The sequence below is a fragment of the Bacillus sp. SYZHCR11 genome (assembly GCF_057196865.1).
Map to the genome: position 1 here is coordinate 578,266 of NZ_JBXUND010000002.1, position 13,205 is coordinate 591,470.

Below are 13,205 nucleotides of genomic sequence, written 5' to 3' on the forward strand. Positions count from 1 at the left end.
GACATACTGTTTTTACAGCCATTATGCGTTTAGGTCAGTTACGACTTCTTTGCTTTCTTGTTCAGCGGCCGTTTCATCAACGACACGCTCGATGTCAGCGCCGAGAGCCGCAAGTTTTTTATGGAAATTCACATAACCGCGATCCAAGTGCTTCAGTTCCGTGACGCGTGTATGACCTTCAGCCACTAATCCCGCAAGAATCAGCGCCGCGCCCGCACGCAGGTCCGTAGCGGCAACTTCTGCGCCTTGCAGCTGTACAGGACCGTTAATGATCACAGAACGTCCTTCAATTTTAATGTCGCCATTCATCCGGCGGAATTCTTCAGCATGCATAAAACGGTTTTCAAACACAGTTTCAGTAATCATGCTTGTTCCGCTCGCACGGAGAAGCAGCGCCATCATTTGCGACTGCATATCAGTCGGGAATCCTGGGTGAGGCATCGTTTTAATGTCGATCGGCTTCAGCTGGGCAGGACCGATGACACGAAGGCCTTCTCCTTCATCCGTAATTTTGACTCCCATTTCTTCCATTTTCGCAATTAAAGACGTAAGATGCTCAGGAACCGCACCTTTGACTAATACATTTCCTTCCGTGATAGCCGCAGCGACCATGAAAGTACCCGCTTCAATACGGTCAGGAATGATGTTGTGTCTTACGCCGCGAAGCTTCTCGACACCTTCAATTTTAATGGTGCCTGTGCCGGCTCCGCGGATTTTTCCGCCCATCGCATTGATATAGTTCGCTAAGTCAACGATTTCAGGCTCTTTTGCCACGTTTTCAAGCGTTGTTGTTCCTTCAGCTAAAGCAGCTGCCATAATCAAGTTTTCTGTCGCACCCACACTTGGGAAATCTAAATAGATTTTTGCGCCCTGCAGACGGCCTTCCACTTCTGCTTCAATAAAGCCGTTGCCTACTTTGATTTTTGCACCCATTGCTTCAAAGCCTTTTAAATGCTGATCAATCGGTCTTGAGCCGATTGCGCAGCCGCCCGGAAGCGCTACTCTTGAATGACCCGTACGAGCTAACAGAGGGCCCATAACAAGCACTGACGCGCGCATTTTGCGCACATATTCAAAAGGTGCTTCTGTTTCTAAAGCGTAAGAAGCGTTTACGGTAACTTCATTATTCTCAAAATGCACATCTGCTCCTAAATGACGCAACACTTCATTAATTGTATATACATCGGAGAGCGTAGGTACATCACATATTACGCTTTTTTCTTCACTTGCTAATAAAGATGCAGCGATAACTGGTAAAACGGCATTTTTTGCTCCTTCAACTTTCACTGTGCCGTTTAACTTCTGACCGCCGCGGACGATGATTTTTTCCAAGGTATTCCCCTCCGCGTCCCTATATTCTCTATATTAATATTCAGTTGTCACGATTGGTGTGCCAACCGTAACGGTATGTTTTCCGCCCATTCCCGCACTTCTAAGCGCAACTTGCACATTCATCTTATGTTTCGATGTCATGATGTAATCTGTCCACTTATATGTAAATGCAGAAACAGAAACGAAATGAGGCTCAACTACATGTTCAACTGGACTTGCTTCAAATTCTTTCATGAGCTGTTCTGCTTTTTTTTGCAAAACAATACTCATATTATCATTTAAATGACCCTTTAGACAAGTAAAAATAAATACTTTATTTTGAAATATGTCATGTGCCTGCCGTTCAAACTGTTCATATGTATCATTCCAGTTTTCCGGTTGCTCCGGGCTCATTTGCTCATATAATAAATACGAAGTTGGGTTCTGGTTTTTGAGGGTAGTGACGAGCTGCAGTTTAAAAGTTGTGTGATTTTTTTTGTCAGAATACGTGCCGACGGCCTTTACGATTTTATCTTCCCGCGCGGATTCCCAATGATATTGCGGATACTGCGTCTTCAGTTCTTTTACCTTGTCATCAAATTCACTCAGTGACAGGTTCAGATTTTTTTTCGCATGAAGCGTCCATTCATCCACAGTGACCTGCTGCCGCTCCATTCCTTCGGCAATCTGGGCAAGCGGAGACAGCTCACTTGCATGAATGGAATGAAATACCGCTATTAAGGCGCTTAAAAAAACAAAAAACAAGATGATACGGCCTGCTCTTTTTTTCTTCATATCGATCTCTCCCCCTTACTCCCATTTTTGCCGGAGCCGGGGAAAGCAATACATGGAAAACTTCGTCAAAACTCGCCAAGCGGGTGAAGAAAAATTGGTTTCTCACCCAGCGATTCCCTTCATTTCAACAGACGAAACATCTTAAAATAAGTATGGAAGCTGTTTCGAATAGGTAAGATAATCTAAAAAGAAGTTGGCGACTGCCGTACCGATCGCAATGGTAAGAAGAATGATCAGCAGCCTCGCCTGCACTATTTTTCCTTTTCGGATCAGCGGATCAAAGTTGACGGCCTGAAGCGCCCACCATGTCACCGCAATGCATACCAGGTGAACCAGGATGCTGATTGCGGCCTGCTGCCCCAATACATTCACAAATTCCATCTCCTTTCATTTTTTCCGCCCCTCATATCCTCTCTTATTATATAAGAAGAAGAGAGAAAGATGATCATTTTTACATCAGAATTTTTATCCAAAATTAGGGGCAATCCCCGCTTAAATGTCCGTTCTCCGGCATGATATACTTTTTTGGAAAGGAGATGGGAATATGAATCATTCCTTTTTTCATCCGGAAAAGCAGTATGGAGAAACACTTCCCGTATTTGACCACGAGTGGGAAGCGATAGCATTCTACTATGATTATAGACAGTCTCAAACAGAGGAACTGAAAGAATTATGTCAGTTTTTCAACATTTCTCTTGATTATTCACCCGGCAGCCTGCTGGCAGTGGAAGCTCTTTACTTCCGCAGCATAAAAGAGCTGCTTTTGGCGGATTGGAACCTGCCGATTGACGAATTTGAGAAAATGCTCAGTGTGTATGTCATCGATTGCGCCATCAGACATCATGACGATGCCGAATGGGTCGTCAAACCTTATCCGTATACGGACGGCGCTTATACGACGGGTGTGCGGAGAGGAAACAAAACGTGGCACACCGACAACTGCTGCGAACATTTATATCTGCAAAAAGAAGAGGATCATCCGCTTATCGGCGTCTATGAATCTCTTATGCGTTAATATAGAAAAAGAATCCTTCTCAGACAGCCGAGAAGGATTCTTTTTTAGTTTCCTGCAACATCCAATCTGTTTACAGCCCGCTGTAACGCAAGCTCAGCCCGACGAATGTCAGTATCATCTGATCGTTTGTTCAAACGGTCTTCCGCCCGCTTTTTCGCAGCAAGGGCGCGCTCTTTATCAATGCTTTCCGCTGTTTCAGCGGCTTGTGCAAGGATAGTGACCTGATCAGGACGGACTTCTAAAAATCCGCCGCTGACAGCCGCCAATTCGGTCTGCCCGTCTTTTTTAAGGCGGACAGCGCCGATTTTAAGCGGAGCCACGGTCGGAATATGGCCAGGCAGGATACCGAGATCACCGCTCTCGGCTCTTACACTCACCATTTCAATATCAGCATCATATACTGGGCCGTCGGGAGTAACGATATTGACTTTAACGGTCTTCATGCTTTTACCCTCCTAGGACCAGATTAAACTTCTACACCCATCTCTTTTGCATTCTCAATGACTTCTTCAATGCGTCCCACAAGACGGAATGCATCTTCCGGAAGATGGTCATATTTACCGGAAAGGATTTCTTTAAAGCCTCGTACCGTTTCTTTAACAGGCACGTAAGAACCCTTTTGTCCCGTAAACTGCTCAGCTACGTGGAAGTTTTGAGAAAGGAAGAACTGGATACGGCGTGCGCGGTGAACGACAAGCTTGTCTTCTTCACCTAATTCGTCCATACCGAGAATCGCGATAATATCCTGAAGTTCTTTGTAACGCTGAAGCGTTGACTGAACTTCACGCGCCACCGCATAATGCTCTTCTCCGACAATTTCCGGAGCAAGCGCGCGGGAAGTGGAAGCCAGCGGATCAACCGCAGGGTAGATACCCATTTCAGTTAATTTACGCTCAAGGTTAGTCGTTGCATCCAAGTGAGCGAACGTTGTCGCCGGAGCCGGGTCAGTGTAGTCATCGGCAGGCACGTAGATCGCCTGGATAGATGTAACTGAACCAACGTTTGTAGACGTAATACGCTCTTGAAGCTGACCCATTTCTGTCGCAAGCGTCGGCTGATAACCAACCGCAGAAGGCATACGGCCGAGAAGCGCGGAAACCTCTGAACCCGCTTGTGTGAAACGGAAAATGTTATCGATAAAGAACAGTACGTCCTGTCCTTGTTTATCACGGAAATGCTCAGCCATTGTAAGACCCGTCAGTGCTACACGCATACGTGCGCCCGGCGGCTCGTTCATCTGTCCGAAGACCATGGCTGTTTTCTTGATAACGCCTGAATCGCTCATTTCGTAGAAAAGGTCGTTCCCTTCACGAGTACGCTCTCCTACACCGGCGAATACGGAAATACCGCCGTGCTCTTGCGCGATGTTGTTGATTAATTCCTGGATTAATACGGTTTTACCTACGCCGGCGCCGCCGAACAATCCGATTTTACCGCCCTTGATGTAAGGAGCGAGCAGGTCAACAACCTTAATCCCCGTTTCAAGAATTTCAACCTCAGTTGAAAGCTCATCGAATGAAGGAGCTGATCTGTGGATCGGGTCCTTTTGAGCATCCGCAGGCAGCGGTTCATTTAAATCAATTTTATCTCCCAGTACGTTAAATACGCGTCCGAGAGTCACATCACCGACAGGAACGGAAATCGGCGCACCTGTATCAACGGCTTCCATTCCGCGCTGAATTCCATCCGTAGATGCCATGGCAATTGTACGGACTGTATCATCGCCTAAATGAAGAGCAACCTCTAGCGTTAGGTCGATGCCTACTTCATTTTCGCCTGTAGCTGGCTGTGAAACTTTAATCGCATTATAAATCGCAGGCAAGTGGCCGTCCTCGAAACGTACGTCGACAACCGGTCCAAGCACCTGACTTACGCGTCCTTTCTTCATCGCTATCCCTCCTGACAAAATCTTTCTATTCTAAAGCGGCTGCACCGCCGACAATTTCGGTAATTTCTTGTGTAATCGCCGCTTGACGCGCGCGGTTATATGAAAGCGAAAGTGAATCAATGAGTTCTTTCGCATTATCAGTCGCATTTTTCATTGCTGTCATTCTCGCAGCGTGTTCACTTGCTTTACTGTCAAGAAGCGCGCCGTAAATTAAGCTTTCCGCATATTGAGGAAGCAGCACTTCGAGCACCTCTTCTTCATCCGGTTCGAACTCGTAAGAAGCCGTGCGCTTCCCGCCGCTCGTTCCGAAATCCGTTAAAGGCAGCACTTTTTTCTCCGTCACTTCCTGTGAAATCGCACTGACGAAATGGTTATACACCAAATGCAGTTCATCAAAAGCGCCGTCGATAAACATTTGAACCGTCTGACGGGTCAAATCTTTAATCTGAGCAAAAGTGACCTCGTCGCCAAGCCCCACTAACTCAGACAAAATCGGCATCTCCCGTTTTTTGAAGAAATCGCGGCCGACTCTGCCGATTGCAATCACCGTGTATTCATCTTTAGACTGATGGCGTTCTTGAATGGTGCGGTAAGCGTTTCGCAAAACCGAACTGTTAAACGCACCCGCAAGCCCGCGGTCAGACGTAATGACGAGATACGCCGTCTTTTTCACTTCTCTTGAGACAAGCATCGGGTGTTTCGCGTTTTTCGCGCCTTTTCCGACGTTAAACACAACCTCCTGGATCTTATCCATATACGGAGCAAATGACTTCGCGTTGGTTTCCGCACGGTTCAGCTTCGCAGCGGATACCATCTGCATGGCTTTTGTAATCTGGCTTGTTTTTTTCGTTGACGTGATCCTTGACTTAATATCGCGTAATGAGGCCAAAGATTTCACCACCTTTATTCTTCATTTGCGTAAAAAGAGAGAAAAAGAGAACCTTTTTCTCTCATCTTCTAAGGGTTAGTTGCTTGGTGCAAATGTGCGTTTGAAGCCTTCGATTGCAGCTTTGAAGTCTTCATCAGCAGGAAGGTTTCCTGTTTTCGCAATGCCGTCAAGCAGATCTTTATGGTTTTGATCAAGGTACATGTAGTACTCTTCTTCAAAACGTCTGATATCCGCAACCGGAATATCATCAAGATATCCTTTTGTCAGCGCATAAAGAATGGCTACCTGTTTTTCAACCGGAAGCGGCTTATTCAAGTCTTGCTTCAGCACTTCAACTGTACGCGCACCGCGGTTCAGTTTCGCCTGAGTCGCCTGGTCAAGATCAGATCCGAATTGGGCGAATGCTTCAAGTTCACGGTATGAAGCAAGGTCAAGACGCAATGTTCCCGCTACCTTTTTCATCGCTTTGATTTGGGCTGACCCGCCGACACGGGATACAGATAATCCGGCATTGATCGCAGGACGCACGCCTGAGAAGAATAGATCGGATTGAAGGAAAATCTGTCCGTCAGTAATGGAAATGACGTTTGTCGGGATATAAGCGGAGATATCTCCTGCTTGTGTTTCGACGAACGGCAGCGCCGTAATTGATCCTGCGCCTTTAGCGTCACTCAGCTTGGCTGCGCGCTCAAGCAGACGGGAGTGAAGATAGAATACATCCCCAGGGAATGCTTCACGGCCCGGCGGACGGCGAAGAAGCAATGACAGCTCACGGTAAGCGGCCGCTTGTTTGGATAAATCATCATATACGACGAGAACGTGCTTGCCGTTGTACATGAATTCTTCACCCATTGTCACCCCTGCATACGGTGCAAGGTAAAGAAGCGGAGCCGGCTGTGAAGCGGATGCCGTCACGACAATCGTGTAATCAAGCGCGCCGTGCTTACGAAGCGTTTCCACCACGCCGCGTACTGTAGATTCTTTTTGGCCGATCGCTACGTACACACAGATCATGTCTTGATCTTTTTGGTTTAAGATTGTATCAATCGCAACAGATGTTTTACCTGTCTGACGATCCCCGATAATCAGTTCACGCTGTCCGCGGCCGATCGGAATTAACGCGTCGATCGCTTTGATACCCGTTTGCAGCGGCTCATGTACCGATTTACGGTCCATTACGCCTGGAGCCTGGCTTTCGATCGGACGTGTTTTGCTTGTCAGAATCGGACCCAGTCCGTCTACCGGCTGTCCGAGCGGGTTGACGATACGTCCGATTAATTCTTCACCTACAGGAACTTCCATGATGCGGCCCGTTCTTTTGACCTCATCACCTTCGCGGATATCTCTGTAAGGTCCTAAGATAACGATACCTACGTTGGATTCTTCAAGGTTTTGAGCCATACCCAAAACGCCGTTTGAAAACTCAACAAGTTCACCGGCCATACAATTGTCAAGGCCGTGTACACGCGCAATACCGTCTCCGACTTGGATGACTGTACCTACGTCATGAACTTCAATTTCAGATTGGTAATTTTGAATTTGCTGCTTTATCAGCGTGCTAATCTCTTCAGCTTTGATGCTCACTTAGGTTTCACCCCTTCTATCGATTTCCTCCGGCAAGTTGACGTTCCATGCGCTCAAGCTTTCCGCTTACGCTTCCGTCATAAATCCGGTTTCCAATGCGGACTTTAATGCCGCCTATTAAATCCGTCTGCACTTCATTTCTGATTCTGAGCGAAGCGATTCCGGCTTTTTTTGCAAACACTTGAGACAATGATAACATTTCCGCTTCTGAAAGCGGCTTTACTGAATAAACAACCGCGTCCTCTGTCTGACGGGCCTGATTGGCAAGTTTGATAAACTCGTCTGTGAGATCAGGCACAATCGAAGACCGGCGGCGGTCAATCAGAAGAAAAATCGTATGCAGCACAGACTCAGACAGTGCGCCGAACGATTGCTGAATCAGCTCTTTTTTCTTAGCGGCCGATACCTTCGGATGGCTTAGCACTTCCTGTAATCCGGCTTCGTTCCGGAACACTTCTTTTAGTACGGTAAGCTCTTCTTCGATTTCATTGATTTGAGAAGTCTCAACGGCAATGTCGAAAAGCGCTGACGCGTATCGTTTAGAGACAGCAGATCCACTCATCGGCTTTCTCCTACCTCTTTAAGATAGTCCTGAATCAGTTGTTCCTGGGCTTGTTCATCAAGCTCTTTTTCAATCACTTTCGATGCGATTAAGACAGAAAGTGATGCGACTTGCTCGCGAAGTGCGGAAACCGCTTGTTCTTTTTCTTTGACAATTTCGGTTCTCGCCGCTTCTTTCAATCTTTCAGACTCGGCGCGTGCAGCCTGGATAATGTCTTCCTTCTGCTTTTCACCCAGTTTTTTCGCATTTTCAATGAGTGATTGTGATTCCTGTTTCGCTTCTTTTAAAAGAACGCGCTGCTCTTCAATCAGCTTCTGCGCTTCTTTATTTCTTTCTTCAGCGGACGTAATTTCGCCGGCGATATGATCTTCACGCTGTTTCATTATATTTAATAGCGGTCCCAGAGCGAATTTCTTGAGAAGCGCTAATAAAACTAACATAGCTAACAATTGGAATAGGATATCTCCGCCGTTAAACGACAGTCCTAATTCAAGAGGTAATTGAGACATCTACTACGGCAACTCCCTTCTGCAGGTTTTCTCTGCTGATAAAAAGCCGTTTCGGGACGGCCTGCTTATCAGACATAAAGCAATGGCGAAGGTTCTCTTAGAGTGATCTTCGCCATTTTTAGTTCATATAAGGCTTTTTTGCTTAGCCAAAGAACGCTAAGAACGCGATAACGACAGCGATAATCGGAAGGGCCTCAACCAATGCGATACCCATGAACATAAGAGTTCTAAGTTCTTTTCCTGCTTCCGGCTGACGGGCGATTCCCTCTACCGTACGTGAAACGATCAGACCGTTACCAATACCTGCACCAAGTGCACCTAAACCGATTGCAATTGCAGCTGCTATTAAATTCATGAAAAAGTTCCTCCTTTAAAATGTTATCCGAATGGATATATGATTTTAATGATCATGACTGATTTTGTGTGACATGTACACCATCGTCAGCATCGTAAAGATAAATGCCTGGATGGTACCGATGAACAAGCTGAATGCCTGCCATGCAAGCATCGGAATAATGGCTCCGACTGTGCCGACCAAACCGAGAAAGAAACTGTTTGAGTAGAAATTCGTCGCCAGATTCGCAAGCAGGCCAAGAAGAATTTCCCCGGCGAAAATGTTACCGTAAAGACGAAGTCCGAGTGTCAGCGTATTCGCAAACTCCTCAATGATCTTCATCGGGAACATAAGCGGAACCGGTCTGAGGTAATCCTTAGAGTATTCCTTCAAACCTTTCATCTTCACGCCGTAATAGTGCGTTAACGACACAACCATAACGGCTAGAGTCAGAGTAATAGCCGGATCGGCCGTCGGTGATTTCCACCAAAGCTCGTGTCCGACCGTTACAGAAAACGGCAGCCCTAGCATATTTGATACAAATATGTACATCAGCAAGGTTACACCAAGCGCCAAGAAGTTAGCCCCTGTTTTTAAATCCATTGTACTGCCTATAATATTGCGGACAAAATCAACAATCCATTCCATGAAGTTCTGGGCTTTTCCCGGACGGATGGACAGCGTTCTTGTAGTAAGAATCGCAATCAGCAGCACAATCACACTTGCCACAGTAATCATCAGAATGTTTGTCAGATTAAAAGTAAGACCAAACAAATCAATAGTTCTGTAATCGTGATTCAATGGGTTTTCACCTCTCTTCCATTGATGAACGTTTGAGCTGAATAATGGAATCTATCATAATGACGGGATAAATTGTCATTAATCCAATAATCACACTTGCCACACTGACTTTATCGGGATATTTAAAGGCGACAGCCATCGCAAGTATCGCATTGCACCAACGCGCTGCGCTCCCGAGTGATCGTATGGACTTTCCTTTCGCCACGGCCTTGTCAAAAGCATTCATTCTTCTGGTCAAGAGCCACAAATTAAACAAACTGAAAACAGTTCCCAAAAAGAGGCCTAAAAAAACAGTTTTATACGCCGTAAGACCATATCCCAGCAAATAGATTGCTAAGATTACAAATACATATCTCCGTTGTCTGCTGAATGTAAGATTGGGATCGTCCATCAACTATCTGTCTCCTGATGAAAATGTAATATAATTCCTGGATACGGCAAAACATGCGGTTAACCCTTGCAGAAGGCCTTTTTTGTCCGCAAAACGGCCTGTTCGAAAAAACCACTCATCCTCCTGATGCTACGGGATGCTGTTTCATTCGCTTAGATAAATCCTCATATAACGGGTTTTTTTGGAGGATTTAAAATGAGGATGGATACTAGAAATGAAAGGAATGAAAACCTTCTCATAATACCCTCGTTTAGCATACAATAGCCCCTAACATGTGTCAATCTGTTTAAAGTTAAAAAACTTTTTATACCGGAAGCATACACAGAATGTTCACAAATTCACCTATAAATGTATGAACTCTGCCCATTCAGCTAAAATCTGGATAAAAAAAAGAAAACCCCCTGAATGAGGTTTTCCGATTTATTTGGTTCCGTACAGTCTGTCACCCGCGTCACCGAGGCCCGGAACGATATAGCCTTTTTCATTCAGTTTTTCATCAAGGGCGGCGATATAAATATCAACGTCAGAATGATGTTTCTGCAGCTCTTCCACGCCTTCCGGAGCCGCTACAAGACACATAAAACGAATGTTTCTCGCGCCGCGCTTTTTCAGGCTGTTGATCGCTTCCACCGCAGAGCCTCCCGTAGCAAGCATCGGATCCACGACAATAAATTCGCGTTCTTCTACATCAGAAGGAAGCTTGACATAGTATTCCACCGGTTTTAAGGTTTCCGGATCACGGTATAATCCGACATGTCCCACTTTAGCGGCCGGGATTAATTTCAGCATGCCGTCAACCATTCCGAGACCCGCTCTCAGGATCGGCACGATACCGAGTTTCTTCCCTGAAATCACTTTGGATGTCGCTGTTTGAACAGGTGTTTTCACTTCCACTTCTTGAAGAGGAAGATCACGTGTAATTTCAAACGCCATCAGTGATGCGACTTCATCCACAAGGTCTCTGAAATCCTTTGTGCCTGTATTTTCATTCCGAATATATGTCAGCTTATGCTGGATTAAAGGATGATCAAATACGTAAACCTTTCCCATACTGTGTTCAGCTCCTTTTTTGTTGTCCGAGTGACTTTTTCACACTTCTATTGATTCTACAGAAAAAGACAAACAGTTTCAAGAAAATCATAAAAAAACCCGCCGGATTAAGATTCCGGCGGGTTTCTTCCTTATTAATAGTCCAGTTCTTTATATAAAGGAAACTTTTCAGTCAAGGCAGATACGCGCTGTTTCGCTTCTTCAAGTTTTGCTTCGTCTTCATGATTTTTCAGCGCGAGGCCGATGATGGCGCCGACTTCTTCAAGCGCGTCACCGTCAAAGCCGCGGCTTGTCACAGCCGCCGTACCGAGACGGATTCCGCTTGTGACGAACGGTTTTTCCGGATCGTAAGGGATCGCGTTTTTATTAGATGTAATGCCGATTTCATCAAGAACGTGTTCAGCGACTTTTCCGGTCAGTCCGAGAGAACGGAGGTCGACAAGCACAAGGTGGTTATCCGTTCCGCCTGATACGAGCTGAATGCCCTCTTTGTTCAGAGACTCAGCCAGGCGCTTCGCGTTCGAGATGACGTTTTGCGCATATGTTTTGAAATCATCTTCAAGCACTTCTCCGAAAGAAACGGCTTTTGCCGCGATGACATGCATAAGCGGTCCGCCTTGGATTCCCGGGAAAATGGATTTATCAATCTTCTTGCCGAACTCTTCACGGCAAAGGATCATTCCTCCGCGGGGTCCGCGAAGTGTTTTGTGAGTCGTTGTCGTTACAAAGTCAGCGTAAGGAACCGGATTCGGATGAAGGCCGGCTGCGACAAGACCCGCGATATGCGCCATGTCTACCATGAAGTAAGCGCCGACTTCATCAGCGATTTCACGGAATTTTTTAAAGTCGATCGTGCGGGGGTATGCGCTCGCTCCGGCAACGATGAGTTTCGGCTTATGCGCCAGCGCTTTTTCACGCACATCTTCATAATCTATATATTGCGTGTCTTTATCGACACCGTATTCTACAAAGTTGTATTGAACGCCGCTGAAATTAACCGGGCTTCCGTGTGTTAAGTGGCCGCCGTGGGAGAGGTTCATCCCGAGCACCGTGTCGCCGTGCTCTAAAATCGTGAAGTAAACAGCCATGTTCGCCTGAGCGCCTGAGTGCGGCTGAACGTTTACATGCTCAGCTCCGAAAATCTCTTTCGCGCGGTCGCGGGCGATGTCCTCAACGACATCAACATGCTCACAGCCGCCGTAGTAGCGTTTGCCGGGGTAGCCTTCAGCATATTTGTTTGTTAAAACAGAGCCTTGTGCTTCCATTACCGCTTCCGTCACGAAGTTTTCAGAAGCAATTAATTCGATCTTAGTCTGTTGACGCTTACGCTCATCTTTGATGGCGTTAAACACTTGTTTATCTTGTACAGGTAAATGTTTCATCAGCGAGATCCTCTCCTATCCGTTTCCTGTTCTTTATTTTTACCACCTTATTGTACATGGTTTTTCAGGTGAATGTAACAGCTTATTTAAAAAAATCACAAAATTTAATTAGAAAACACGAACATTATAGAGGAAAAGTATTTTCATCATTCGCATTCATAAACGGCGCGAATTCCGCCTATCAGCTTCGGTCTTGTCCGGGCCATCGTCACATGTGCTTCTCCAAGCTCACGGCTCGATATCCGGACAGGGACGGCAACGGGTTTCAGATGCATGCCGATGAACGTATCACCAATGTCAATCCCGGCGTCAGCCTGAATCGATTCAACGAGCACTGGAGAACGCATCTGCCGGTATGCATAAGAGGCCATCGCTCCGCCCGCTTTCGGGACGGGGACGGCTGAAACAATGGGGAGCCTGAACCGCTCGGCCGTTTCCGCTTCAATGACAAGCGCCCTGTTTAAATGCTCGCAGCATTGAAAAGCAAGATGCACACCCGTTTTTTCCTTAAACCGGTTAAGTCCGCCGTATATCAATTCAGCCCAATCCCCGCTTCCGGCGGTGCCGATCCGGCTTCCGGCGGCTTCACTTGTACTGCACCCGATCACCAGCAGACTGCCGTCCGTCAGTCCTGCCTGCTCTTGAAACTCAGTCAGCATGTCCGTCCATTTTTGCTTCATCTCTTCCATTGTCC

At 46.4% G+C, this 13,205-nt stretch carries 16 protein-coding genes; 1 reads left to right on the forward strand and 15 read right to left on the reverse strand.

The window, feature by feature from the left end; all coding sequences use genetic code 11:
* Nucleotides 1–21 precede the first annotated feature (21 nt).
* The 3 genes from murA to AC2CGA_RS09610 all read right to left on the reverse strand — a co-directional run bounded on the left by murA (nt 22) and on the right by AC2CGA_RS09610 (nt 2,478).
* Nucleotides 22–1,332 carry a UDP-N-acetylglucosamine 1-carboxyvinyltransferase gene (gene murA / locus AC2CGA_RS09600; RefSeq protein ID WP_003151185.1) on the reverse strand — a complete coding sequence of 437 codons (1,311 nt, stop codon included), beginning with the start codon at nt 1,330–1,332 and terminating at the stop codon, nt 22–24.
* A gap of 33 nt (nt 1,333–1,365) precedes the next feature.
* Nucleotides 1,366–2,106: a YwmB family TATA-box binding protein gene (locus AC2CGA_RS09605; RefSeq protein ID WP_003151183.1), complete on the reverse strand. Its 741-nt coding sequence runs from the start codon at nt 2,104–2,106 to the stop codon at nt 1,366–1,368.
* Between the two features lie 141 nt (nt 2,107–2,247).
* Entirely contained in the window at nt 2,248–2,478 is a 231-nt protein-coding gene (locus tag AC2CGA_RS09610; RefSeq protein ID WP_003151181.1) for a DUF1146 family protein, read from the reverse strand.
* A 172-nt stretch (nt 2,479–2,650) separates the two neighbouring features.
* Here AC2CGA_RS09610 and AC2CGA_RS09615 point away from each other — a divergent pair, with 172 nt between their 5' ends.
* Nucleotides 2,651–3,121, forward strand: a complete 471-nt coding sequence (locus AC2CGA_RS09615) for a hypothetical protein (RefSeq protein ID WP_003151179.1) — start codon at nt 2,651–2,653, stop codon at nt 3,119–3,121.
* Between the two features lie 44 nt (nt 3,122–3,165).
* Here the strand turns inward: AC2CGA_RS09615 and AC2CGA_RS09620 are convergent, their stop codons facing one another.
* The 12 genes from AC2CGA_RS09620 to AC2CGA_RS09675 all read right to left on the reverse strand — a co-directional run bounded on the left by AC2CGA_RS09620 (nt 3,166) and on the right by AC2CGA_RS09675 (nt 13,200).
* Nucleotides 3,166–3,564: a F0F1 ATP synthase subunit epsilon gene (locus tag AC2CGA_RS09620; protein ID WP_003151176.1), complete on the reverse strand. Its 399-nt coding sequence runs from the start codon at nt 3,562–3,564 to the stop codon at nt 3,166–3,168.
* Between the two features lie 23 nt (nt 3,565–3,587).
* Entirely contained in the window at nt 3,588–5,009 is a 1,422-nt protein-coding gene (gene atpD / locus AC2CGA_RS09625; protein ID WP_003151173.1) for a F0F1 ATP synthase subunit beta, read from the reverse strand.
* A 25-nt stretch (nt 5,010–5,034) separates the two neighbouring features.
* Complete coding sequence (gene atpG, locus AC2CGA_RS09630) at nt 5,035–5,898, reverse strand: ATP synthase F1 subunit gamma (RefSeq protein ID WP_003151172.1); 864 nt, start codon at nt 5,896–5,898, stop codon at nt 5,035–5,037.
* A 75-nt stretch (nt 5,899–5,973) separates the two neighbouring features.
* Entirely contained in the window at nt 5,974–7,482 is a 1,509-nt protein-coding gene (gene atpA / locus AC2CGA_RS09635) for a F0F1 ATP synthase subunit alpha (RefSeq protein ID WP_003151170.1), read from the reverse strand.
* Nucleotides 7,483–7,498: 16 nt separating this feature from the next.
* A complete protein-coding gene (locus tag AC2CGA_RS09640; RefSeq protein WP_003151169.1) occupies nt 7,499–8,044 on the reverse strand; it encodes a F0F1 ATP synthase subunit delta in 546 nt (181 codons plus the stop codon).
* Nucleotides 8,041–8,553, reverse strand: a complete 513-nt coding sequence (gene atpF / locus AC2CGA_RS09645; protein ID WP_003151168.1) for a F0F1 ATP synthase subunit B — start codon at nt 8,551–8,553, stop codon at nt 8,041–8,043. The genes AC2CGA_RS09640 and atpF overlap by 4 nt, the downstream gene beginning before the upstream one ends.
* A 142-nt stretch (nt 8,554–8,695) precedes the next feature.
* Nucleotides 8,696–8,908 (reverse strand): F0F1 ATP synthase subunit C, encoded by a 213-nt coding sequence (gene atpE, locus AC2CGA_RS09650; protein ID WP_003151167.1) that lies wholly within the window; start codon nt 8,906–8,908, stop codon nt 8,696–8,698.
* Between the two features lie 45 nt (nt 8,909–8,953).
* Entirely contained in the window at nt 8,954–9,688 is a 735-nt protein-coding gene (gene atpB / locus AC2CGA_RS09655) for a F0F1 ATP synthase subunit A (protein ID WP_003151158.1), read from the reverse strand.
* Nucleotides 9,689–9,695: 7 nt separating this feature from the next.
* On the reverse strand, nt 9,696–10,079 hold the full coding sequence (gene atpI, locus AC2CGA_RS09660; protein ID WP_003151155.1) for an ATP synthase subunit I: 384 nt from the start codon (nt 10,077–10,079) through the stop codon (nt 9,696–9,698).
* 420 nt (nt 10,080–10,499) lie between these two features.
* The gene (gene upp / locus AC2CGA_RS09665; protein WP_015387576.1) at nt 10,500–11,129 is read right to left on the reverse strand and encodes a uracil phosphoribosyltransferase; all 630 of its coding nucleotides are present in this window, start codon (nt 11,127–11,129) and stop codon (nt 10,500–10,502) included.
* A gap of 134 nt (nt 11,130–11,263) precedes the next feature.
* The gene (glyA, locus tag AC2CGA_RS09670; protein WP_003151153.1) at nt 11,264–12,511 is read right to left on the reverse strand and encodes a serine hydroxymethyltransferase; all 1,248 of its coding nucleotides are present in this window, start codon (nt 12,509–12,511) and stop codon (nt 11,264–11,266) included.
* Between the two features lie 146 nt (nt 12,512–12,657).
* Nucleotides 12,658–13,200 (reverse strand): TIGR01440 family protein, encoded by a 543-nt coding sequence (locus AC2CGA_RS09675; RefSeq protein ID WP_003151151.1) that lies wholly within the window; start codon nt 13,198–13,200, stop codon nt 12,658–12,660.
* Nucleotides 13,201–13,205: the final 5 nt, after the last annotated feature.

Coding starts and splice junctions, on each gene's coding strand:
- AC2CGA_RS09605 (WP_003151183.1), bottom strand. CDS start 2,106: ATGAAGAAAAAAAGAGCAGGCCGTATCATCTTGTTTTTTGTTTTTTTA.
- AC2CGA_RS09615 (WP_003151179.1), top strand. CDS start 2,651: ATGAATCATTCCTTTTTTCATCCGGAAAAGCAGTATGGAGAAACACTT.
- AC2CGA_RS09620 (WP_003151176.1), bottom strand. CDS start 3,564: ATGAAGACCGTTAAAGTCAATATCGTTACTCCCGACGGCCCAGTATAT.
- atpD (WP_003151173.1), bottom strand. CDS start 5,009: ATGAAGAAAGGACGCGTAAGTCAGGTGCTTGGACCGGTTGTCGACGTA.
- AC2CGA_RS09640 (WP_003151169.1), bottom strand. CDS start 8,044: ATGAGTGGATCTGCTGTCTCTAAACGATACGCGTCAGCGCTTTTCGAC.
- atpF (WP_003151168.1), bottom strand. CDS start 8,553: ATGTCTCAATTACCTCTTGAATTAGGACTGTCGTTTAACGGCGGAGAT.
- atpE (WP_003151167.1), bottom strand. CDS start 8,908: ATGAATTTAATAGCAGCTGCAATTGCAATCGGTTTAGGTGCACTTGGT.
- atpI (WP_003151155.1), bottom strand. CDS start 10,079: ATGGACGATCCCAATCTTACATTCAGCAGACAACGGAGATATGTATTT.
- upp (WP_015387576.1), bottom strand. CDS start 11,129: ATGGGAAAGGTTTACGTATTTGATCATCCTTTAATCCAGCATAAGCTG.
- glyA (WP_003151153.1), bottom strand. CDS start 12,511: ATGAAACATTTACCTGTACAAGATAAACAAGTGTTTAACGCCATCAAA.
- AC2CGA_RS09675 (WP_003151151.1), bottom strand. CDS start 13,200: ATGGAAGAGATGAAGCAAAAATGGACGGACATGCTGACTGAGTTTCAA.